Raw genomic sequence first — 20,695 nt, forward strand, 5'->3', positions numbered from 1 at the left:
CCCATCAATTGTTCGGAACGATTTCGCGCCAGTTGACTCGACTCGGTCGACCGCCCGTCGGAGTGTTGATGCCGGTGCTGACCGTGTTCCCTGTCCCGTCGCTGGAGAATGCACCGGTGCCGACCGTCGCCAACGAATTGGTCAGGTTGACCTCCGTCGGCATGCCGCCGCTCACGCCGATCGATCCGACGACACCAGCGTTGCCATTGGAGTCCTTGACCACAGTCCCGTCGGTGAAATACCCACCGGACGGCGGACTGGTTCCCGTGAACAGATCGACTGCATTGATGTACCCGCTGCCGGTCGCGCCTGCGCAATCACTACCGCTCGCTGGAATAACGGATGCCAGGAACATCGCGGAACCATAGACGGTCGGCGAGGAAATGACCTCTTCGGGTGAGGTGAAATCAATGTACCAACCCTGTTTGCCCGAAGACAGGACGGAATAATTCTCGAAGCCGCGGACGGACTGTCCCGATGCATTGGTACCGGTGAACGGGATCGTGCGCTTCTGCAACTGCGCGCGGCCGGTGACCGTCGTTCCTTTATCGACGACCCCGTACATGCTTTGCGTCTGCGCGACATACCCGGGATTGCCCGGCAAGTCGCTGCCGGCGATGAACTTCCCGGTGCCAAATCCGACAAAGATATTGCCATTGCTGTCGCGCCCGACGCCGATGCCGCCGGTGATCGGTTGCGGATTCGTACCGTCGGTCGCCTGGAACAACTTCACGGCGCTCGAAGGCGGATTGTTGCCCGTGAAATCCCAACGCCAGACATTGCCCTTCAAGTCGCCGCCATACACCGTATCGATGGTGCCGTCGCCATTGAGATCGGCCATGCCCAGCGACATCATTCCGTTGCCGCCCGCAGCATCCGCGACGAGTTTTGTGGTGGCGCTGATGCCGCCATTCGCGTCCAGTTGATAGACGTACAGTGTTGCCGAGCCGTTGAGGCTATCGACGCCATTGGGGACAAACGCATAGGTCTTGCCGCCATTGCCCTTGCGGATACGCACCTGGCCAAGGACATAGCCCATGTCCTTGTCGGCAGTCGCATCTTGCGTCGTGTTGTCCCACAGCACGTTGGTCGTCGACATCGTACTGGGATTGCTGACGTCGAGCGCAAACACGCCCCGTCCGCCACGCCCCAGTGCGCCGACCAGGATGTTCTTGCCATTGCCCTGATTCGCCTTGCTGACCACATCGATCTGACCATCGACGAAATAGCGGTGGTCGTATGAGGTCGAACTCAGGCTGGCCATTGCGGCGAAATCCAGGCCCTTGGGCACGTAGGAGAACAACACCTTGCCATTGCTGGTATCGATGCCGTGCAACATGCCGTCGTTGGCGCCGACATACACCGTCTTGGTGTCCTCGACATAGGCTGGCGAGGAGTCGACGATGTCGCCGATCGTCCAGGCGCGCGCACGCAAAGTGCCTCCCGTCTTCCCGATCTCCTTGCTTTGATCCCCCTTCAGGTACGCAATATTGTCGGCGGCGGAAACCTCGTCCGACAAGCCCGTCCTCGCTGCAAAATCACTGGCCCCGGAAACCGATGTATCGAAAAGCGCCGGGGTCCCTCCCTTGCTGGTGAGAATGGTGCGGTTCGCGAATGCCTGGTTGACGCCTCCGGCGCCGAAGGTCTTGGACAAGGTCCACAGCGCGCTCGTCGACACGCCCGTCAATGCGGCGTTGAACGGACTGGTGATCAGGTCGCCGAGCCAGGTGCTCGAGGTGAAACCGGCGACGAAGGTCAGCGTCGACGTATCCGTCTTGGTCGAGCTAGATGCGATGTTGGAACCGGAAGCGCTGCGCGCATCGATCGTCGCAAGTGCCGCCTGCAGTGCCGAGGCGAACTTGTCGGTGTCCGTCGCCACCACGAAACTGCCATGGCCGTTGATGGCGGCATGCCAGAGATCGTCGATGCGTTGCTTGCCATCGCTGTTGGACCAAGACGAGTTCGAATAACTGTCCTTGAGCCAGACATCGGGGAAAGGGTTCGGTGGATTTCCACCCGGATCATAATTGCCCTGCTGACCGATCGACACGCCGAACGTGACCATATGCTGCCAGTTGGCGGAATCCGATGCGCTCGTACGGACATTGTTCGCCATGTCCGTGCGCAGATCGTTCTTCCAGAAGTAGTAGGCCACGTCGGCCAGGGTATAGGCGATGCTGTCCTGGTAGGGATACCCCGCCCCGGAATCGACATTGCCCTTGCCATCACCCGCTTTCGTGCCATCTGAATATTTCTGGATGGCGGAACCATCGAAGCCGTCCTTCTGGTTCCAATAACCGTCGGTCGTCAGAATCGCGTAATTCTGCCGGCAAGTCAGCTTGTTGCCGCTGGAATCCTTCCAGGGGTCGTCGGTGGCGAAATAGCGCCCCGCGCGTTCCAACGCGCCATGGAGCGGAGTACCGTCATTAGCGCCGGCACCTTGCAGTCTCGAATAGAACGTGGTCCGGTTCGTCGTCGAACCCGTATCTTCGAACAAACCGTTGTCGGAAGAGACGGGAATGGGATAGGCGGGCGTGGAACCCGTCACTCCGATCGAATTGCCGCTGGTATCCCGGTTCCAGATGGTATCGAAGCCGACGCGATAATTTTTGCCGAGACGACCAAATGCCTCCGAAGCACCGGCCTTGGCCATTTTGTTGCGCGTGCGATGGTATTGATACCAATTGGCGAAATTCTGCAGTTCGTCCTGCTGGCTACGGCCGGTGGGCGTTGCATCCTGCCAGTTGGTGGTTGCGGTGACCGTGTAGCTGATGTTGCTGACGGCCGCGTACGCAAGGATCCTGAAACTGATCGTTGCCGGAGGCGTCCCGTAAGTTACGCTCTCGGAATTAGTGTTGCCCTGGCTGACGTCATAGGTTCCGCCGGAACAATTTCCGCTTGAATAGACGTACAAATCGCCATCCCCGCTGCCGCCGGACGTCGAGATGGTCACGCTGTCGGCGGAGTTGGTGGTGACGACTATGCAGCTCGAATAATTGTTCTTGGAAATGGACGCTATTGAACCGTTCAACAGTGTCGTGGTGGAAGAAATCTGCATTTGCACCACACCGCCGTTGTAACTGTTGGCGGAACTGGATGTCGCGATCCGGTATTTATCGTAGTTGCTGGAGTTCGTGCCGGGATTGGAGACTCCGGATTTCGGAACGTAGAAGTACGATTCCGAGGTGTCGCGCAGATCCCTGTAATTGCCGAATCCGGTGGCATTGCCTGCGGCGTTGGTGAAATCCGCGTTCGCCAACCGGGTACTCAGGTTGGTGCTCGCCGTGCGCCACGGCAAATATGTCCTGTTGGGATTGTAGTAAACCGTGTTGTTGATATAGGAGCGAGCCGAAACATCGTCGTTCAGACTGCTTTGATCCACGGGCATCGATGGATATGACATCGATCCAGAATCGTCGAGGATCAACAGGATGTTCGGCGGAATCGAACTTCCTCCGGTGAGCAACGGATATTGCGGAAAGGCCGTGGTCGCCGCATTCGCCGGCAACCCTGCAAGCGTCGCCACTGCAGCGAAGGCTGCATTGCGAATGCGTTCCGCCAGGGATGATTTTGGAAAATTCTTCATGGCGCGCTCCATCAGCGCTTGTACAGCGATTGGAGAATCACTTCGGCGCCATTAGGCGTGGAAGCGTAAGAGGTAATCCGATAGACGTTCTGAACGACCGACTGGATGCAGGGTTTTGATGCATCGATGCAGCTGGAACTGCCAACGCCGGCAGTCGTCTGCCCGAAGTTTTCGACGACGAATTTCGGAGTTAGATTTCCAGCACTGGTCGAAACCGCAGTTCCCGTCTGGAAGCCAGTTCCGCTCGCCCAGAACCCGCTCGCCATCCACGCTGGAGTGGAATTCGGCACTGGCATGGCACAACGACCGGCGGAGCACCCGGATGCCGGGAAGGTGATATTGCTGTCCCGGGCAAGAACTTCGCCTTGGCGCAAACCGGCCTCGGCGACCTGGAAAGCCATGCTGCGCGCGGTGGTGCTCGCCGCCATGCGTTCCTGCATGATTGCTCCGCGCAATGCCGCCAGGCCCAGAAGGGTCACGATGATCAGTAACAACAGCACGACAATCAATGCCGCACCCGATTGGCCAGCCTTCGTCCGGGTCATGTTCGACATGTCGTTCATTGGATGTCCTGATGGTTCCGGAGCGCGATGAAATCGTCCAAGGTGCGTGTCAGCACGCTGTTGTCGGTGCCCTTGTTGTCGCCTTGGGCCATCGCACCCTGGGCCGCCTGGAACGTCATCGCCAAATGGACGCCCGTCACCAGAGACCAGGCATTGGCTGCTGTCACGTTGGCGGCGCTGACATAAGCGGGCGTCGTCCCAACCCTGTAGGTCACCCTCAGGCTCGTGATCCCTTCGGCAATTTCACTCCGCGCACCTGCGAATGTCCGATATAGGGAATTGCCGCCGCGACTATTCGCCTCGACTGTCCATACTGCATCCGTAGGCACCAGTACGAAAGCCGGTGACTGCCCGATTCCCTTGGGACAATTGGTCGTGTCTGTCGCGCTCGGCGTTCCAGGCGGGACGCCCGGGACCTGATAGCAATAGCCAGGCCCGGAATTCGTCGCCGCACATTGCGTGAGATCCGGTGTCGGCGTCAGGCCCTTGCCGCAATTTCCTGCGCCGTCGTGCCCGATCGTAGTGCCGCCCGCGGTGATGCTCGTCGCCGCAAAAACGATCGCGTAATCGGTGTTGCAGATCATCAGTGCCTGACCATTGGTCAGCCCCGTCGTGTTGTTGACGGTGATCGGGTCGGTCGGCAACTTGTGCTGGACCACGTTGTATTGACTATTGTTTCCGGAATACAGCGTGATGCTGTCGGAACCGCCGGCACCGGTGCCGTCGACGCCGAACAAGCCATCCGGGAATCGCGTCCAGAAAGTGGCGTTCGGTGCAGTTTGCAAGACGATCGGCCGATTGGTCGAGGTAAACCGCTGGCATGGGTTGGCACCCGCCTCGCGGACATCGCGCGCCAGCAGTTCGAATGCGGTTCGCTGGTTTTCCTGGATCCGGTTGATGGCTTCCGTCGATCCGTAGACGCGTCGATTCGACAGGAAGATGCTGCCCGCAGCTCCGATGACCAGCAAGCCCAGCACGAGCGCGACCATCAATTCGATTAGTGTGAAGCCGCGCTGCAATCCGCGGATGCTGGATGATGTGTGATTCATAGCTGGCTCGTGACCTCGATCTTGCCGGGGATGGCCGCTCCGCCGGTTGCACGCACATCGCTCCATTGGACACCGATGCTGCAGATCATGGAATTGGCATCACAGATGACTCTGCCCTTGGCATCTGGAGCGACCGTGGTCTTCAATCCATCCAGCCAGCCCATCATGGTGCCGGCAGTCCCCGTTCCATCACCGGCGGTATAGATGTTGGTGTTGTAGGTGCCGAGATTGGCGCGATCTGCACGGATGATGTCCATCATCGAATACACCTGGATCGCCGCCTGCGTCCGGCTTGCGGAACTACCGGTATTCTTCAGCGTGATTGCCTGCAACGCGGCGATGCCGAGGATGCCGATCGCCAGCACGAGCACGGCGATCATCACCTCCAGCATGCCGACGCCCTGCTGGGCGCGACGACCATGGAATGGAGTCTTCTGCTTCATGATTGCCTCAATTGTCGCCAGGCGCCGTACAGGCGGAAGTTGCCGCACGCCGCGCGGTACTGATGCGCCCAATATTCGCGCTTACGTCGATGTCGTTCTGGCCGGAGAGTGCACCGACGCAGATACCGACGGTCCCACTGGTGTTGGCGCCAGCCGCCGAAAATCCGTTCGGAGTGAAGGTGAGCTTGTTGTTGGCACCGGACAGATTGGCGCTGGCGGTCACCGCGACACCACTCGAGAAGGTCGAATCGCGCAGGACGGTCGTCACGCCATTCTTGGTCATGGTGGCGATCCAGCGGTTTCCGGTGGCGGCGGCACAGGTCGAGCCGTCACTGCTTGGGCAGACCGTTGCCGTCGCACGATTGCTGATCGCACCCGAGCGCGCCACCTGCAACAAGGCGACCAATTCATTCGCGGCCGAGGTCACCCTGTTGCCACGAATGAGATTGACGAAACTCGGCGCCGCGATTCCGGCAATGATCGCAAGTATCGCCACCGTCACCATCAGCTCGATCAGGGAGAAGCCCTGTTCGTCCCGTCTTGTCATGCGTCGCCCCATCGAATCATCCAACCCCTTTTTCCACAAGGGACACGGTAGCCCGCCCGTGTCCCGGCCCCGCCAGGATCCGACAGGCGGCACCATCGGGCGACTGAACGGCAGTCGGCGTCGTAGCATGGGCCATGGATCGCCCAACCCCACCCCGCGAACACCCAATCGACATCCTGTGGCAACCCGCTACCCTGCTGTCGATCTTCGCCGCCGGCGAGTTGCTGGCACTGATCCTGACCCTGGCAGCCCCCCCGTTGGACGACTCCTATCTGGTGCGTTTTGGACTGACCTCGTTCGTGGTGCAGTGGGTCGTACTGTTCACACTCGGCGCCCTTTATCTGTTGCGCGCTCGCTTGATCGCGCTTGGCGCTGGACGCGTCATTGCCCTGAGTCTGGCCCTGATGCTTGTCGTCACGCTGGCGTCCGCCGCCCTCGCCGAAAAAGCCATCGGCGGCATCGTGGCAGCGCCCGGCTCGCCCTGGCTGACGGGAGGCCTGCGCTTCTATGCCTGTCTGCTGGCGATGTCGGCCTTCGGACTGCTGGCACTGCGCAGCCATTGGAGCGCACAGCGCGCCGCGTGGCAGGCGCAGCAGGCCGAACTGCTGGCATTGCAGGCGCGCGTCGATCCGCACTTTCTGTTCAACACGCTCAATACCGGCATCGCACTGGTCCATGCCCACCCCGATGCCGCCGAACAATTGCTGCTCGATCTTTCCGATCTATTCCGCGCCGCCCTGTCCGGCCCACGCACGATCACGCTTGCCGACGAACTCGATCTCACGCGACGTTATCTCGACATCGAACAACTGCGCTTCGGTCCACGCCTGCAGGTGGAATGGCATGAACCCGATACGCTGCCGCAGTTGGCGCTTCCGGCATTGTCGATCCAGCCGCTGGTGGAGAACGCGATCCACCATGGCATCGAACCACGCATGGAAGGCGGCACGGTGACCGTCCGCATCACCGAAGAGGACCACGATGTCGTGGTCGAAATTGGCAATCCCCTGCCCGATCCGTCATCGCAGCGTACGGATCGCGGTCATCGTGTCGGACAGGCTGGAGTCACTGCGCGCCTGCGCGAGGCAGGCGGCAGTTTCAACGCGGGAATCGAAGGCGAACGCTACATCGCGCGCGCGCGCATTCCACTCAACACATGACCGCTCAGCGGATGACCTTGTAGCAAGGGTTGTATTCGCCCGAGATTTTCATGCGGCGCTGGTCGACGAAACTGCGCAGCATGTCGTCAAGCGCGGCCATGATGTCGGCATCGCCATGGATCTCGAACGGTCCATGCTCCTGGATGCGACGCACGCCACCTTCCTTGACGTTGCCGGCGACGATGCCCGAGAACGCGCGACGGAGGTCGGCAGCGAGATCCTGGGGGCGACGACCATGGTGCAGGTCGAGCGCGGCCATCGCCTCGTGCGTCGGGTCGAACGGACGCTGCAGGTCGAACGGAATGTCCAGCGCCCAGTTGAAGTAGAACGAGTCGCGATGCTCGATGCGGTATTCACGCACCTTGCGGATGCCGGCGATCATCGTGCGCGCAACCTCCACCGGGTCATCGACGATGATCTGGTAATGCTTCGTCGCTTCCTCGCCCAGCGTCAGCCGGATGAAGCGATCGATCTCCTCGAAATACGCGGCGGAATCCTTCGGTCCGGTCAGGATCATCGGGAACGGCAGCTTGGCGTTTTCCTCGCGCAGCAACACGCCGAGCAGGTAGAGGATTTCCTCGGCGGTGCCTGCGCCACCCGGGAACACGATGATGCCGTGCGCGACGCGGACGAACGCCTCGAGGCGCTTCTCGATGTCCGGCATGATCACGAGGTTGTTGACGATCGGGTTCGGCGATTCCGCGGCAATGATGCCGGGCTCGGTGATGCCGATGTAGCGCGGGTTGGTTCTGCGCTGCTTGGCGTGGGCGATGGTCGCGCCTTTCATCGGTCCCTTCATCGCGCCGGGACCGCAGCCGGTGCAGATGTCGAGTCCGCGCAGGCCGAGTTCGTAGCCGACTTCCTTCGTGTAGAGATATTCCTCGCGACTGATCGAGTGACCGCCCCAGCACACCACCAGGTTGGGGTCGCCGTGGCGAAGCATGCGCGCGTGGCGCAACAAGCGGAACACCGCATCGGTGATGCCTGCTGAAGTCTCCAGTTCCTTCGCGTCTTCCGGCCCCATTTCCATCGCCATCCACGCGATGTCGCGCACGACCGAGAACAGCAGGTCGGCGACACCGCGAATGATCTGGCCATCGACGAAAGCCATCGCCGGTGCGTTCTTCAGTTCGATGCGGACGCCGCGATCCTGCTGCTGGACCTGGATGTCGAAATCGGAATATTTGCGGCTGGCCAGATGCGGATCATCGGAGGCGCTGCCGCTGGTCAGCACCGCCAGGGCGCATTTGCGCAGGAGATCGTGCATGCCGCCGGCCGAGGCGTCGCGCAACCTGGCGACTTCCTCGCGGGACAGGATGTCGAGGCTGCCCTTGGGGTACAAGCTGGCATCGACGGTGGTATTGGCCTGGCTTTCCAGGGGCTGCGGATCGGTTCCGGAATTCTTCGTTGTCGTATTCATGCTTCGATTCTAGCGCCCTTCCGTGGAATCAGGCTCACGACCTGCCCACGAAAAAACGAAGGCCGGGTTTCCCCGGCCTTCGTGGTGTTGCAGGTGTCGCGATGGATCAGAACTTGTACTTCAGGGTCAGCTGCATCGACCACTGCGAGACACCAACGTTGAAGCCATCGGCATCGGCGTTGGCCACGGTCGGGCGATCCGGTGCGGTGAAGCTGTAGACGTACTTGCCGGTCTTCGGATCGATGCCCTGGTAGGACGCGATGCGCTGGTTGGCGAAGAATCCGTAGTCGATGATGCGGCCCCACTTCTTGTTGATCAGGTTGCCGACATTGAAGATGTCGAGCGCGATCTCCGACTTGTGGCCCTTGAAGAAGCCCGGGAATTCCTGGCTGATGCGCAGATCGAAGGTGTTGACCCACGGTGCGATGCCGCCGTTGGCCGGAGCCACGCGACCCGCGTACTGGCGCAGCTGCTTGTTGGCATTCATGTAATCAAAGAACGCCTTCTCCATCGCCGGGTTGGCGGTGTACGCACCGGTGGTGGTGTTGAGCGCACCGAACTCGACGTCGCCAGGGCCAGCCGGGACGTAGAACAGATCGTTGGCCGAGCGGCCATCGCCGTTCATGTCGTTGAAGTACACGAAGCTGTACGGACGACCGCTGCGGCCTTCATACACCAGGCCCACTTCGGTCTTGTAGTTGGCGAAGAAGTTGTGGTGCCAACCAGCGTAGCCGCTGAAGCGATTGCGGATTTCGTAACGCGAACGGTTGGAGGCGTTCTCGTTGGCGTTGTACACGTAGGTGTAGTTCCAGCCCGAGGTCGCGGTGGAGCTGGTCAGGCCGGCGACTTCCTTGGCATTGGTGAAGGTGTAACCCAGGTTCCAGGTCCAGTCGCTCTTGCTGCTGTACGGCTTGCTCAGGCTGAAGGTCATCTGCTGGCTGGCACCCTTGTTGGTGTTGTCCAGCAGCAGCACGTCGCCGATCTGCATGCCGTTGATCTTGTTGGTGCTGCCATAACCATTGGCGCGCGCAGTGCCCGAACCGGTATTGGTCTTGCTCCAGAACAGATCACGACCATCCTGGCCATGCGTCGTCGGCGTGCCCACGTCGAGGCGCTTGTAGTACAGCGCGTCCTTGACGCTGGTGGCCAGCAGTTCGGCCGACGCGATGATGCCGGTCTTGCCGATTTCCCAATCGAACGCCAGGTTGGCCTTCCAGCTCGACGGCTGCTTGAAGTCGCCTGCCACGAAGTTGGTGTTCATGCGCGGAGTCGTCGACGCTGCGCCAGCCTTGCTGTAGGTATCAACCTGCGAGTAGTTGAGGCCGGTGGTGTTGTAGGCGTTGCTCATCCACACCGCCGGGGAATCGCCCTGGAACAGGCCGATGCCGCCGCGGATCTGCGCCATCTGGTCATCCGACAGCTTCAGGTTGAAGCCGAGACGCGGTTCCCACAGGAACTTGCCACCACCGACCTGGCTGTTGTCGTAGCCCCAGTAGGCCGACGCATACTGGTTGTAGGCGGGACGCGTATTGACATCGAACTTGTCGGCGCGGACACCGTAGGTCAGGGTCAGGCGATCGGTCGCCAGCCACTGGTCCTGCACGAACAAGCCCGTGGTCTTGTAGGTGTAGGCCGAAGCCATGTTCTTGAGGTCACCACCGACCGGATAGCGATAGCTGGCCAGGGCCGGCTTGACGTTGTTGACGAAGTCGGCGACCGAATTGTAGGTCAGGCCGCCATCGACGAACGGCGCGTACAGGTTGTAGATCTTGTTGGTGCTGTAATCGACGCCGAACTTGATCGCGTGCGGACCAGCGTGATACGTGCCGGAGGCGTAAGCGTTCCAGGTCTTGGTGAACAGGTCGTTGTACTGCGAGTTCACTTCTGTGCCGAAGAACAGATTCGGGCTCTGGCCGACGCCCAGGCTGTTGGGCGTGCCGGTCGAGATCTGGATCGACGGCGTGCCCTGGGTCGGGGTGTTGCGCACCGCGGAATAATCGCGATAGCTCAGCTTGGCTTCGGTCGAGAAATTCTCGGTCCAGTCACTGAACAGCTGGGCGACGGTCGTCTTGATTTCCTTGTCGTGCTGGTACCAGTACGAGCTCAGCGACGCGCCTGCCGTGCTGCCGTAACCGTTGATGCGCAGCTTGCTCTGCTTCAGGTCGCTGTAGCGCAGGCTGGCACGGTGGCGATCACTGATGTTCCAGTCGAGCTTGACCGCATACTCGGTCAGGTCGGTATTGCCATTGCTGTCGGTGCCGCCGGCGCTGACGCCATAACGGCTCTGGAATGCCTGCTGGACCGCGGCGATGTCGGCGGCGGTGAAGCGACCGGCACCAATCGCGCTGTTGGCGATGTCGGCGCCCGGGGCATCCTGCTTGTACTTCTCGTAGTTGACGAAGAAGAACAGCTTGTCCTTCACGATCGGACCACCCAGGGTGAAGCCGTAGGTCTTTTCCTTGGTGAAGCCGTTGAAGTCCTGCGCCGGCGAGGTCAGGTTCGGATAACCGGCCGGACCCTTGCCGTACCAATCGCCATCACGATACTGGCCGTAGACCGAGCCGTGGAACTGGTTGGTGCCGGAACGGGTCACGGCGTTCACCACCGCACCGGTACCGCCGGTGATGGTGACGTCGTAGCTCGAAAGATCGATCTTGATTGCTTCGATCGCTTCCATGGACACCGGCTGGCGGCGGGTCGGCATGTTGTTGCCTTCCAGGCCAAAGGTATCGCTGGCCGAAACGCCGTCGATGCGCACTGCGTTGTAGCGCGGGTTCTGGCCGGCAGCGCTGATGCTGCCGGAAGCGCGATCGATGTAGGTCACGCGCGGATCGAGGCGCATGTAGTCCTGGATGTTGCCGTTGGCCGAAGGCAGGGCTTCGATGGTGCGGCGGCTGACGTCGGTACCGGCGCCGGCCTTGTCGGGCGAGAACAGCGGCGAAGCGCGCAAGCCGCTCACCACCACCGTGCCGAGGTCGCTACCGGAAGCGCCAACAGTCGAATCGACCGCAGTCACCTTGTCGAGGCTCAGATAGACGCCTTCCTGGGTCTTGTCACCGGTCGACGAATGCACCTTCACGGTGTACGGGCCACCCGGGCGCAGGCCGTTGGCGGCATAGCGACCGTTGGCGTCGGTGGTCACGCGGCTGGCGGTGCCGGATTCGACGTGGATGATGGTGACTTCGGCACCGGCAACAGGCTGGCCACCGGCATTGGTCACGCGACCGGCGACGCCGGATGAGGTGCTCTGCGCGAACACAGGCGCGACGGCCAGTGCGGCGAACAGACCAAGACTCAGCTTCGACAGTCGGAGATTGGAAGACGACATGCAGTTCCCCCTTGGGAATCGATTCATGAAATAAGTAGACGCGCCACATCCCGCAGGCATGCAGGGGGCTCTCCCCGGGCAGGCAGCAGGGTTAACGACATGTTAAACCTTAGGTGAGCGACATGACAGTGCCATGTCAACGACTTGCCGGATATCCGACAGCCCGCACAGGTTCAGCTACCTGTCGCCGCTCCCAGGTATTGGCGAATACCGTCAAGGCACATTTGCACGGAAATGGCCACCAGCAGCATGCCCATCAGGCGCTCTACGGCGGTCAGCACGCGCATTCCCAGCAGGCGATAAAGAAGGGTGGATGACAGCAAGATGACCGCCGTTCCGCCCCAGGCCAGCAGCAAGGCCAGGCTCCATTGCAGCTGATGGGCGGGATCCTCGGTGCCCAGCAGCATCACCGCCGCCATTCCCGAGGGGCCGGCCACCATGGGCACGGCGATGGGGACGATGAAGGGCTCACCGTCCGGCAATTCGCCCATGATCCCTTCCGGGACCGGGAAGATCATGCGGATGCCGATCAGGAACAGGATGATGCCGCCGGCGATCGAGACCGCCTGCTGGTCGAGGTGCATCAGCCGCAGCACGGACGGGCCGATCCACAGGAAGACCATCAGCACGCCGAGCGCGATCAGCATTTCCCGCACCAGGACGGCCCGCCGGCGCTCCCTGGGCAGGGGCCGCAGCAGTCCCAGCACCACGGGGACGTTGCCCAGCGGATCGAGGATCAGGAACAGCATCAATGCCGCGGAAGCGAGCGTCATGCCTGCACTACCCGGATCTGGCCGGTGAACGGACGTCCCGCGGACGATAGCAGTTCGATGCAGGCCGGCGCATAGGCCGAGGGCAGGCGCACGGATGGATCGAAATCCTCCATCCAGGCGCGACCGCGCAGTTCGGTTTTCATCGGGCCTGGCTGCAGGCCATGGATGCGAACGGGAGATTCCGGCACGAACTCGCCCGCCAGCATCGGCACCAGCGCGCGACGCGCCGGATTCGCCATGCCATAACCGCCCCAGAACGGACGCTCGCAGCGCTCGGGCGCGTCGACGACGAACACCACGGCGGCGTCCTGCGATTTCTGCATCACCGGCAGGCAGGCCATGGTCAGCCACGCCGGTGCGGTCGCGTTCACGTGCAGCGCGCGCGCGATGTCGGCGGGATCGCTGTGCGGGAACGGCACCAGCGCATTGAAGTGCGCGGCGCAATGCAACAGCCCGTCCAGGCGACCGAATTCGCTATCGAGTTTTTCCGCCAGTTCGAGATGGTCGTCAGGGCTGGCGCCCTCGAGGTCCATCGGGTAAATCGCCACGTCGCCGCCCTCGGTAGCGATGGCATCGTGGACGCGATGCAGTTTGGCCAGCTTGCGGCCGAGGATCACCACCGTCGCGCCTTCGCGCGCGCAGGCCATTGCCGCCTCGCGGCCGAGCCCGCCGGTGGCGCCCGTCACCAGGACGACGCGCCCGTCGAGGCGACGCGCGTCGCTCACGCCTTGCCGGCTTCGCTGACAATCCGGGCCAGTTCGCCCGATTCGTACAGTTCGCTGACGATGTCGCAACCGCCGATCAGTTCGCCATTGATGAAGAGTTGCGGGAACGTCGGCCAGTTGGAATAGCGCGGCAGGTTGGCGCGCACTTCCGGATCTTCCAGCACGTTGACGGTGAACAGTTCGCCGGCGCCGGCGGCCTTGAGCGCCTGCACCGCGCGGCTGGAAAAGCCGCACATCGGGAACTGCGGCGTTCCCTTCATGAAGAGGACGATGGGGTGGCCTTCGACATCGGCCTTGATGCGGTCCATGACGGACATGACGATCTCCGGGAATATGCATGCACGGACCACTTACGGTCGGTCCGCTAGAATGCACATTCTACCGCCTGCCCGAGGTTTCCCCATGGCCATCGAATTGCCCGCCCTCCCCTACGATCGCACCGCGCTGGAACCGCATATTTCCGGCGAAACCATCGATTACCACTATGGCAAGCACCATAAGGCCTACGTCGACAATCTCAACGGCCTGATCGCCGGCACCGAGTTCGAGAAGATGGACCTGGTCGAGATCGTGAAGAAGTCGCAGGGCGGCATGTTCAACAACGCCGCGCAGGTGTGGAACCACACGTTCTACTGGAACTGCATGAAGCCGAACGGTGGCGGCGAGCCGACCGGCAAGCTGGCCGACGGCATCAACAAGGCTTTCGGCGATTTCGCGACCTTCAAGCAGCAGTTCACCGACACCGCGATCAAGACCTTCGGTTCCGGCTGGGCGTGGCTGGTGCAGCGCAAGGACGGTTCGCTGGCGCTGGTCAGCACGTCGAATGCCGCCACCCCGCTGACCGGCGAAGACACCCCGCTGATGACCTGCGACGTGTGGGAACACGCCTACTACATCGACTATCGCAACCTGCGTGCGAAGTACATGGAGAACTTCTGGAGCCTGGTGAACTGGGACTTCATCGCCGGCAACTTGAAGTAAGCCTGCGTCGCGATCGCTGGACCAGCAACGGCCGGGACTCCCGGCCGTTGTCACATGCGGTTGTGGCAGGATGCCGACGAGTCCCGCCTACCAATCGCCCCATGACCTTCCAGTCCCAGCAACTCCTGCCCTACGCCATGCCGGTGTTCATTGCATGGATGTTCTATCGTCGCGTCCGCCGCAATTTCGGCCCGCAGGCGTGGCAGCCGAAGCGCACCTACTTCCGCCTTGCGCTGATCTCGGTGGTGACGGTGATGCTGGCGCTCGCTGCGGTCTTCGTGCCGCATGCCGCATTGCCGATGGCAGGCGGCCTGGCTGCAGGCGTCGTGCTGGGATGGCTCGGCCTGCGCCACACCCATGCCGAATGGCGCGATGGCGTGCGCACCTACATCCCGAATCCGTGGATCGGCGGCCTGCTCACGCTGGCGCTGGCGGGACGCCTGATCTGGCGTTTCACCCAGGGCGGCGGAATGACCGGCGCGCAACAGCAGCCGAGCGTGCTGACCATGGCCATCGCGGCCGTGCTGATCAGCTACACGCTGGTCTACAACATCGGCTTGATCGTGCGCATGCGCGAACTCGGCGAGCATCCGCCGGCAGCGTGAAGCGCTAGGCGCGCAACGCCTCGATGACCGGCGCGACCTGATCGTCACGCCCCAACGCAGCACCGACACGCCGTAACGCATCTGCCAACGCCTGCGTCGAATCGTCGCGCAATGTCGCATGGCCGACCTTGCGTCCGGCGCGCGCTTCCTTGCCGTAGTCGTGCCAATGGCCGCCGATCTCCGCGAGTACCGGATTCGCATCGGGCATGCTGCCGATCCAGTTGAGCATGCACGCATGCCCGACCATGCGCGTGCTGCCGAGCGGCAATCCGAGCACCGCGCGCAAGTGGTTCTGGAACTGCGAGGTTTCCGCGCCTTCGATGGTCCAGTGACCGGAGTTGTGCACGCGCGGCGCGATCTCGTTCGCCATCAACCTGCCATCGCGCACGAACAGTTCCAGCGCGAATACGCCGACATAATCGAGCGACTCCGCCAGGGTGCGCGCATACGCAGTCGCCTGTGCTTCTAGCTCGACGGGAAATCCCGCCGGCGCCAGGCTCGCCGACAGTACGCCATCGACGTGCCAGTTGCGGGTGAGCGGCCAGGCACGGAATTCGCCGTCGCGACCACGCACTGCAACCACCGATGCTTCGGCTTCGAACGGAACGAAGGCTTCGAGGATCAGGCCGGTGCGGCTTGCCTGTGCCCCCAGCGCATCCCACGCGGCATCGAGCGTTTCCGCACGATCGTCGCGCAGGCGGAACTGGCCCTTGCCGTCGTAGCCGAGGCGACGCGTCTTGAGGATGCACGGCGCGCCAATGGTCTTGACCGCCGCATCCAGCGCCGCGCGATCGGGCACGTCCATGAAATCGGGGACGGGAATGCCGAGTTCGCGGAACAGGGTTTTCTCGGCGAGGCGATCCTGCGTCAATCCCAGCGCACGCGGATTCGGGAACACAGGCACGCGATCGGTCAGCCATTGTGCGGACTGCGCCGGCACGTTCTCGAAATCGAAGGTGGCGATGTCGATGCGCGAGGCGAATTCGGCCAGCGCGGCTTCATCCGTGTAGTCACCGACCACCATCGGCGCGAACTGCCCGGCGCAGGCATCGACCACACTGTCGAGCACGAGGAAACGCAGGCCGAGCGGCGCGCCCGCCAACGCCATCATGCGGGCCAGTTGCCCGCCGCCGAGAATGCCAACCGTTGTCATGCGATGCGCGGATCGTCCGCGGCCTTGACGTCATCGGTTTGCTTCTGGCGAAACGCCGCCAGCGATTTCGCGATATCCGCATCGGTCGTCGCCAGCATCGCCGCCGCGAACAGCGCCGCATTGGCGGCGCCGGCATGGCCGATGGCGAAGGTCGCGACCGGAATGCCGGCCGGCATCTGCACGATCGACAGCAGCGAATCGAGGCCGTTCAAAGCCTTCGACTGCACAGGAACGCCGAGCACCGGCAGCGCGGTCTTCGATGCCAGCATGCCCGGCAGGTGCGCGGCGCCACCGGCACCGGCGATGATCGCGCGCAGGCCACGCGACGCGGCGTTCCCGGCGTAATCGAACAGCACGTCGGGCGTGCGATGCGCCGAAACCACTTTCACCTCGTGCGGAATGCCCAGCGCCTGCAGCTTCTCCGCCGCATGCACCATGGTTTCCCAGTCGGAACGCGAACCCATCACGATGCCCACCAAGGGGGCCGGGTGATCGCCGCTCATCGCCGTCTCCACGATTAAAGACGTATTCTATCGGTTCTCTCCCCGCATTCCGTCAATTCCGTCGCATGGACAAGAAGTTGCTGGACATCCTGGTCTGCCCGGTCACGCGCCAGCCGCTGGCCCAACTCGATGGCGAGCGCCTCAAGGCCCTCAATACGACGATCGGCCAGTCCGGCGTGCAATTCGGCGGGCATCGCCAGACCGACGCCCTGCGCGAGGCGCTGGTGACCCGCGATGGCAAGCGCATCTATCGCGTCGATGACGGCATCCCAGTGCTGCTGCCCGACGAGGCGCTGGACGCGGGATCGCTGGCCGGACCGGCGCAGGGATGAGTTTCGTCGCACCGAGCGTGCAGCCGCCCGATCCGGCGGTGGTCGCGGAGAACGTGCGCGCCGCCTTGGCGGAAGACATCGGCAGCGGCGACGCCACCGCCAGCCTGTTGCCTGACAGCGCCGACACCGCTTACCTGCTGTGCAAGGAAGACGCGGTGATCGCCGGGCGACTGTGGTTCGACGCCTGCCATCGCGCGCTCGACCCCGATGTCCGCATCGACTGGCATGTCGAGGAAGGCACGCGCGTCAAGGCCGGCACGGTGCTCGCGATCCTGCACGGCCGCAGCCGCGCCCTGGTCACGGCGGAACGCGCCGCCCTCAATTTCCTGCAGACGCTGTCGGGCACCGCCACGATCACCGCGCGCCACGTCGAAGCCGTCGCCGGCACGCGCGCGCAGATCCTCGACACCCGCAAGACCCTGCCCGGCCTGCGCATCGCCCAGAAATACGCAGTGCAGATGGGCGGCGGCCACAACCATCGCATCGGCCTGTACGACACGGTGATGTTGAAGGAAAACCACATTCGCGCCGCCGGTTCCATCGCTGCGGCGGCGGACCTCGCGCATGCGCGCTTTCCGCAGCTGCCGTTGGTGATCGAAGTCGAAACGATCGAGCAGTTGCGCGAGGCGTTGGCCACCGGCTGCACCCGCATCCTCATCGACGATTTCGATGCGACGACGCGCCGCGAGGCGGTCCGCATCGCCCACGACGAATTCGGCGGAAAGATTCCGCTGGAAGTGTCGGGCAGCGTCGACCTCGCATCGTTGCGCGCCATCGCCGAAGACGGCGTCGACTGCATTTCGATCGGGGCGCTCACCAAGCACGTGCACGCCATCGACCTGTCGATGAAACTGGGGCCAGTACCGGCGCACCTCGCTTGATTTTCCATCCAAGGGGACCCAACCAAGGATCATGACCATGACCAACCGGATCTCCCTCGCGCTCACAGCCCTGCTGCTGGCCGGCACGGCATCGGCGCAGTCGCAGATCACGCCAGTGCCAACCGCGCCTCCGGTTGCACAACCGCAGCAATCCACACAGCAGCAAACGCCGATACCACCGACTGCAACGCAAGCGCAGCAGCAATCGCAATCAACGATCCCCACCCCTGCGCCCTCCCCGCGCGCCTACGTGCCCACCGGTACACCGGCGCAGCGCATTCTCGAAATCGCCCAGCGCGAAAACCGGAACTGGTATTCGCCCTTCATCGCGATCGATGGCGGTTTGCGCACCCTGCCCGTCACCGAAGCCGAGCGCTCCCGCCTCAACGACGGCACCGAAGCCTGGCAGAAGGTCTCGGAGTACTGGCGCGACGGCAACACCCTGGGCGAAATGGTCGATGGCGGACGCCCCGGCGCCAGTGCCTGCGAATCGGCCTTTGGCATGGTCACTGCCGGCATTCGCTCCGATTGCCGCGGCTTCATCATCGACACGCCGTGGTCGGCGGCGTTCATTTCCTACGTGATGACCAAGGCGCAGATCCCCGGGTTCCACACGTCGCCGCGCCACATCGATTACATCCGCGATGCGTTCGCCAATCGCGGGCCGTACTACGCGATCAATCCCGCCATCTCGCGCCCCCAGCTTGGCGACCTGCTGTGCTACGTGCGCCTGTCGCGCACCATCATCGGCTATGACGGCCTGCGCGCCGCGTTTGCCGCCAATCCGTCGCTCAACCAGGCCGCGCACTGCGACGTGGTCGTGCGCACCGACTTCAACCGGCATTTCGTCGAAACCATCGGCGGCAATGTCGAGAACGCGGTGACCCTGCGCAAGCTGCAACTCGACGCGCAGAACCTGCTGGTGCTGCCGCGCCCGGTCAACATCGGCATGCAGGGGGAAGAGGAAGACTTCCAGGTCGGTTGCTCGCCCGACAACGAATCGGCCTGCGGCTTCAATCGCCAGAACTGGGCGGCGCTGTTGCGCCTGCGCGATCCATGAGCGACGCCGCACCGCTCATCGCGCTGATCCTGTTCGGGATCGGTTTCTGGTGGTGGCAGTCCGCTCGTGGCGCCTACGATCGCGCGCGCGAACTCGGGCGCAATGCCTGCAATGCCGCGCAGGTGCAATGGTTGGACGAGAGCGTGCAAAGCGCCGGCATCCGCCTGCGCCGCGATCCCGGCGATGGCTGGCTGAAACTCGAGCGCCGCTTCCGCTTCGAGTACTCCAGCGACGGCAACGATCGCCACGCTGGGCAGTTGGTGCTACTGGGTGACCGGTTGGTGGAATTCGCCGGCCCGACGCGCCCGGAACCAGTGGTTGTCGCGGATTTCAGCCCGCCGCTGCACTGAGCGCAGCGGGATCGCGTCTTACTTGACGATCTTCAAATGCGCGCCGCGCTTCGGCGGCGGTGTCGGCGAAGGCTCGTCGTCGCCAGCGTCATCGGGCGAGGCATCGCTCGGCACGCTGCGCAACGGCGAGATCGCAGGCGGCGCGGACGATTCCTGGTGATCGCCGTCGGCATCTTCCGCGGATTCGGCACCATCGCCGGCGACTTCCGCATCCGGCGGCAAGGCCATGCCCATCCCGGTTTCGCGCGCATAGATCGCCAGCACCGCGTCGATCGGCACGAACACCGCGTGACTGACACCCCCGAAACGCGCGTTGAAGGCGATCAGGTCGTTGTCCATGCGCAGCTGTCCCACCGCGCGCTCGGCGATGTTCAGCACCACTTGTCCGTCACGGATCGTGCTTGGTGGAACGCTCACGCCGGGACGCTTGGCGTCCACCAGCACGTGCGGCGTCATGCCGTTGTCGACGATCCATTCGTAGATCGCCCGCAACAGGTACGGGCGCTGGCTGGTCATCCCCAGGTCGGCGTCGCCACTCACTCCGGCAGCGCGCGCAGCTTCTTTTCCGCTTCCGTCAGGCTGCGGGTGAAGCCCGGGTTGCGGAAGATGCGGTTGCCGTAATCCTCGATCACCTTGCCGTCCTTCGGCAGCGGCACGTCCAGCGCCTGCAGGCGCCAGATGATCGGCGCCATCGCGCAATCGGCCAGGCTCATCTCGGTGTTGAGGAAGAACTTGCTGGCCTTGAACAGCGGGATCGACTGCACCAGCAGCTCCGACAGGCGCTTGCGGCCGGCTTCGGCCTGGGTCTTGTTGCCGAGCTGGATCGCCTGCACCTGCGGCACCCAATCGTGCTCGATGCGCAGCATCGCAAGACGCACGCGGGCGCGCGAGATCGGATCCATCGGCATCAGGGTCGGATGCGGGTAGCGCTCGTCGAGGTATTCGCTGACCACCGACGCCGCGTACAGCACCAGGTCGCGCTCGACCAGGGTCGGCACCGACTGGTACGGGTTGAGGTCGATCAGGTCTTCCGGAGGCGATTGCGGATCGACCGGCACGAGGTCATAGGTCACGCCCTTCGCCGCCAGTACCAACCTGACGCGATGGCAGACCACGTCGTCCAGCGCGGAATACAGGGTCAGCGTGTTGCGCGAACGCGGTCCGCCTGCGGGTGCCATCGTCATCATCAATCTCTCCTCCTGGCCCGGCCATTGCCGGAGCCATCGTCGCGTGCAC

21 protein-coding genes are annotated in these 20,695 nt (G+C 63.0%); 7 read left to right on the top strand and 14 right to left on the bottom strand.

What is annotated here, in order from left to right; translation table 11 throughout:
* Window positions 1-4: 4 nt before the first annotated feature.
* The 5 genes from ABE093_RS03215 to ABE093_RS03235 are packed head-to-tail and all read right to left on the bottom strand — an operon-like array spanning window position 5 to window position 6,188.
* Complete coding sequence (locus ABE093_RS03215) at window positions 5-3,598, bottom strand: PilC/PilY family type IV pilus protein (protein WP_430759400.1); 3,594 nt, start codon at window positions 3,596-3,598, stop codon at window positions 5-7.
* On the bottom strand, window positions 3,598-4,149 hold the full coding sequence (locus tag ABE093_RS03220; protein ID WP_430759401.1) for a pilus assembly PilX family protein: 552 nt from the start codon (window positions 4,147-4,149) through the stop codon (window positions 3,598-3,600). The genes ABE093_RS03215 and ABE093_RS03220 overlap by 1 nt, the downstream gene beginning before the upstream one ends.
* Entirely contained in the window at window positions 4,146-5,198 is a 1,053-nt protein-coding gene (locus ABE093_RS03225; protein WP_430759402.1) for a prepilin-type N-terminal cleavage/methylation domain-containing protein, read from the bottom strand. Before ABE093_RS03225 ends, ABE093_RS03220 begins: the two co-directional genes overlap by 4 nt.
* Window positions 5,195-5,641, bottom strand: a complete 447-nt coding sequence (gene pilV, locus ABE093_RS03230) for a type IV pilus modification protein PilV (protein WP_430759403.1) — start codon at window positions 5,639-5,641, stop codon at window positions 5,195-5,197. The genes ABE093_RS03225 and pilV overlap by 4 nt, the downstream gene beginning before the upstream one ends.
* A 7-nt stretch (window positions 5,642-5,648) precedes the next feature.
* A complete protein-coding gene (locus tag ABE093_RS03235; protein ID WP_430759404.1) occupies window positions 5,649-6,188 on the bottom strand; it encodes a GspH/FimT family pseudopilin in 540 nt (179 codons plus the stop codon).
* 134 nt (window positions 6,189-6,322) lie between these two features.
* On the opposite strand from ABE093_RS03235, the gene ABE093_RS03240 reads away from it, so the two are divergent.
* Window positions 6,323-7,348 carry a sensor histidine kinase gene (locus tag ABE093_RS03240; RefSeq protein WP_430759405.1) on the top strand — a complete coding sequence of 342 codons (1,026 nt, stop codon included), beginning with the start codon at window positions 6,323-6,325 and terminating at the stop codon, window positions 7,346-7,348.
* 4 nt (window positions 7,349-7,352) lie between these two features.
* Here ABE093_RS03240 and ppnN read toward each other — a convergent pair whose 3' ends face one another.
* The 5 genes from ppnN to grxD all read right to left on the bottom strand — a co-directional run bounded on the left by ppnN (window position 7,353) and on the right by grxD (window position 13,911).
* The gene (ppnN, locus tag ABE093_RS03245) at window positions 7,353-8,768 is read right to left on the bottom strand and encodes a nucleotide 5'-monophosphate nucleosidase PpnN (protein ID WP_430759406.1); all 1,416 of its coding nucleotides are present in this window, start codon (window positions 8,766-8,768) and stop codon (window positions 7,353-7,355) included.
* A gap of 106 nt (window positions 8,769-8,874) precedes the next feature.
* On the bottom strand, window positions 8,875-12,096 hold the full coding sequence (locus ABE093_RS03250) for a TonB-dependent receptor (protein WP_430759407.1): 3,222 nt from the start codon (window positions 12,094-12,096) through the stop codon (window positions 8,875-8,877).
* A 173-nt stretch (window positions 12,097-12,269) separates the two neighbouring features.
* Window positions 12,270-12,869 (bottom strand): YhgN family NAAT transporter, encoded by a 600-nt coding sequence (locus tag ABE093_RS03255; RefSeq protein WP_430759408.1) that lies wholly within the window; start codon window positions 12,867-12,869, stop codon window positions 12,270-12,272.
* Window positions 12,866-13,594, bottom strand: a complete 729-nt coding sequence (locus ABE093_RS03260) for an SDR family NAD(P)-dependent oxidoreductase (RefSeq protein ID WP_430759409.1) — start codon at window positions 13,592-13,594, stop codon at window positions 12,866-12,868. The genes ABE093_RS03255 and ABE093_RS03260 overlap by 4 nt, the downstream gene beginning before the upstream one ends.
* Window positions 13,591-13,911, bottom strand: a complete 321-nt coding sequence (gene grxD, locus ABE093_RS03265) for a Grx4 family monothiol glutaredoxin (RefSeq protein WP_430759410.1) — start codon at window positions 13,909-13,911, stop codon at window positions 13,591-13,593. Before grxD ends, ABE093_RS03260 begins: the two co-directional genes overlap by 4 nt.
* 85 nt (window positions 13,912-13,996) lie before the next feature.
* On the opposite strand from grxD, the gene ABE093_RS03270 reads away from it, so the two are divergent.
* Both ABE093_RS03270 and ABE093_RS03275 read left to right on the top strand, forming a co-directional pair.
* Window positions 13,997-14,575: a Fe-Mn family superoxide dismutase gene (locus tag ABE093_RS03270; protein ID WP_430759411.1), complete on the top strand. Its 579-nt coding sequence runs from the start codon at window positions 13,997-13,999 to the stop codon at window positions 14,573-14,575.
* A 101-nt stretch (window positions 14,576-14,676) separates the two neighbouring features.
* Complete coding sequence (locus tag ABE093_RS03275) at window positions 14,677-15,180, top strand: hypothetical protein (protein ID WP_430759412.1); 504 nt, start codon at window positions 14,677-14,679, stop codon at window positions 15,178-15,180.
* Between the two features lie 4 nt (window positions 15,181-15,184).
* Here the strand turns inward: ABE093_RS03275 and ABE093_RS03280 are convergent, their stop codons facing one another.
* Both ABE093_RS03280 and purE read right to left on the bottom strand, forming a co-directional pair.
* Window positions 15,185-16,333: a 5-(carboxyamino)imidazole ribonucleotide synthase gene (locus tag ABE093_RS03280; protein ID WP_430759413.1), complete on the bottom strand. Its 1,149-nt coding sequence runs from the start codon at window positions 16,331-16,333 to the stop codon at window positions 15,185-15,187.
* Window positions 16,330-16,836 carry a 5-(carboxyamino)imidazole ribonucleotide mutase gene (gene purE, locus ABE093_RS03285; protein ID WP_430759414.1) on the bottom strand — a complete coding sequence of 169 codons (507 nt, stop codon included), beginning with the start codon at window positions 16,834-16,836 and terminating at the stop codon, window positions 16,330-16,332. Before purE ends, ABE093_RS03280 begins: the two co-directional genes overlap by 4 nt.
* 65 nt (window positions 16,837-16,901) lie before the next feature.
* Here purE and ABE093_RS03290 point away from each other — a divergent pair, with 65 nt between their 5' ends.
* Genes ABE093_RS03290 through ABE093_RS03305 form a run of 4 tightly spaced genes read left to right on the top strand, consistent with a single transcriptional unit; the run spans window position 16,902 to window position 19,459 of the window.
* The gene (locus tag ABE093_RS03290) at window positions 16,902-17,168 is read left to right on the top strand and encodes a Trm112 family protein (protein WP_430759415.1); all 267 of its coding nucleotides are present in this window, start codon (window positions 16,902-16,904) and stop codon (window positions 17,166-17,168) included.
* Complete coding sequence (gene nadC / locus ABE093_RS03295) at window positions 17,165-18,049, top strand: carboxylating nicotinate-nucleotide diphosphorylase (protein ID WP_430759416.1); 885 nt, start codon at window positions 17,165-17,167, stop codon at window positions 18,047-18,049. The genes ABE093_RS03290 and nadC overlap by 4 nt, the downstream gene beginning before the upstream one ends.
* 37 nt (window positions 18,050-18,086) lie before the next feature.
* Window positions 18,087-19,109 carry a DUF2272 domain-containing protein gene (locus ABE093_RS03300; RefSeq protein ID WP_430759417.1) on the top strand — a complete coding sequence of 341 codons (1,023 nt, stop codon included), beginning with the start codon at window positions 18,087-18,089 and terminating at the stop codon, window positions 19,107-19,109.
* Window positions 19,106-19,459, top strand: a complete 354-nt coding sequence (locus tag ABE093_RS03305) for a DUF3301 domain-containing protein (RefSeq protein WP_430759418.1) — start codon at window positions 19,106-19,108, stop codon at window positions 19,457-19,459. The genes ABE093_RS03300 and ABE093_RS03305 overlap by 4 nt, the downstream gene beginning before the upstream one ends.
* 18 nt (window positions 19,460-19,477) lie before the next feature.
* On the opposite strand, the gene ABE093_RS03310 is transcribed toward ABE093_RS03305, so the two are convergent.
* Both ABE093_RS03310 and ABE093_RS03315 read right to left on the bottom strand, forming a co-directional pair.
* The gene (locus ABE093_RS03310; RefSeq protein ID WP_430760073.1) at window positions 19,478-19,975 is read right to left on the bottom strand and encodes a ClpXP protease specificity-enhancing factor; all 498 of its coding nucleotides are present in this window, start codon (window positions 19,973-19,975) and stop codon (window positions 19,478-19,480) included.
* A gap of 20 nt (window positions 19,976-19,995) precedes the next feature.
* Window positions 19,996-20,637: a glutathione S-transferase N-terminal domain-containing protein gene (locus tag ABE093_RS03315; protein ID WP_430760074.1), complete on the bottom strand. Its 642-nt coding sequence runs from the start codon at window positions 20,635-20,637 to the stop codon at window positions 19,996-19,998.
* Window positions 20,638-20,695 lie beyond the last annotated feature (58 nt).

It is taken from the genome of Solilutibacter silvestris (assembly GCF_050574925.1).
In the GTDB taxonomy this organism is placed as follows: Bacteria; Pseudomonadota; Gammaproteobacteria; order Xanthomonadales; family Xanthomonadaceae; genus Solilutibacter; species Solilutibacter silvestris_A.

Bases quoted from the DNA above. Each gene is read 5' to 3' on its own strand.
- ABE093_RS03215 (WP_430759400.1), bottom strand. From the start codon at position 3,598: ATGGAGCGCGCCATGAAGAATTTTCCAAAATCATCCCTGGCGGAACGC.
- ABE093_RS03220 (WP_430759401.1), bottom strand. From the start codon at position 4,149: ATGAACGACATGTCGAACATGACCCGGACGAAGGCTGGCCAATCGGGT.
- ABE093_RS03225 (WP_430759402.1), bottom strand. From the start codon at position 5,198: ATGAATCACACATCATCCAGCATCCGCGGATTGCAGCGCGGCTTCACA.
- pilV (WP_430759403.1), bottom strand. From the start codon at position 5,641: ATGAAGCAGAAGACTCCATTCCATGGTCGTCGCGCCCAGCAGGGCGTC.
- ABE093_RS03235 (WP_430759404.1), bottom strand. From the start codon at position 6,188: ATGACAAGACGGGACGAACAGGGCTTCTCCCTGATCGAGCTGATGGTG.
- ABE093_RS03240 (WP_430759405.1), top strand. From the start codon at position 6,323: ATGGATCGCCCAACCCCACCCCGCGAACACCCAATCGACATCCTGTGG.
- ppnN (WP_430759406.1), bottom strand. From the start codon at position 8,768: ATGAATACGACAACGAAGAATTCCGGAACCGATCCGCAGCCCCTGGAA.
- ABE093_RS03250 (WP_430759407.1), bottom strand. From the start codon at position 12,096: ATGTCGTCTTCCAATCTCCGACTGTCGAAGCTGAGTCTTGGTCTGTTC.
- ABE093_RS03255 (WP_430759408.1), bottom strand. From the start codon at position 12,869: ATGACGCTCGCTTCCGCGGCATTGATGCTGTTCCTGATCCTCGATCCG.
- grxD (WP_430759410.1), bottom strand. From the start codon at position 13,911: ATGTCCGTCATGGACCGCATCAAGGCCGATGTCGAAGGCCACCCCATC.
- ABE093_RS03270 (WP_430759411.1), top strand. From the start codon at position 13,997: ATGGCCATCGAATTGCCCGCCCTCCCCTACGATCGCACCGCGCTGGAA.
- ABE093_RS03275 (WP_430759412.1), top strand. From the start codon at position 14,677: ATGACCTTCCAGTCCCAGCAACTCCTGCCCTACGCCATGCCGGTGTTC.
- ABE093_RS03280 (WP_430759413.1), bottom strand. From the start codon at position 16,333: ATGACAACGGTTGGCATTCTCGGCGGCGGGCAACTGGCCCGCATGATG.
- purE (WP_430759414.1), bottom strand. From the start codon at position 16,836: ATGAGCGGCGATCACCCGGCCCCCTTGGTGGGCATCGTGATGGGTTCG.
- ABE093_RS03290 (WP_430759415.1), top strand. From the start codon at position 16,902: ATGGACAAGAAGTTGCTGGACATCCTGGTCTGCCCGGTCACGCGCCAG.
- nadC (WP_430759416.1), top strand. From the start codon at position 17,165: ATGAGTTTCGTCGCACCGAGCGTGCAGCCGCCCGATCCGGCGGTGGTC.
- ABE093_RS03300 (WP_430759417.1), top strand. From the start codon at position 18,087: ATGACCAACCGGATCTCCCTCGCGCTCACAGCCCTGCTGCTGGCCGGC.
- ABE093_RS03305 (WP_430759418.1), top strand. From the start codon at position 19,106: ATGAGCGACGCCGCACCGCTCATCGCGCTGATCCTGTTCGGGATCGGT.
- ABE093_RS03310 (WP_430760073.1), bottom strand. From the start codon at position 19,975: ATGACCAGCCAGCGCCCGTACCTGTTGCGGGCGATCTACGAATGGATC.
- ABE093_RS03315 (WP_430760074.1), bottom strand. From the start codon at position 20,637: ATGGCACCCGCAGGCGGACCGCGTTCGCGCAACACGCTGACCCTGTAT.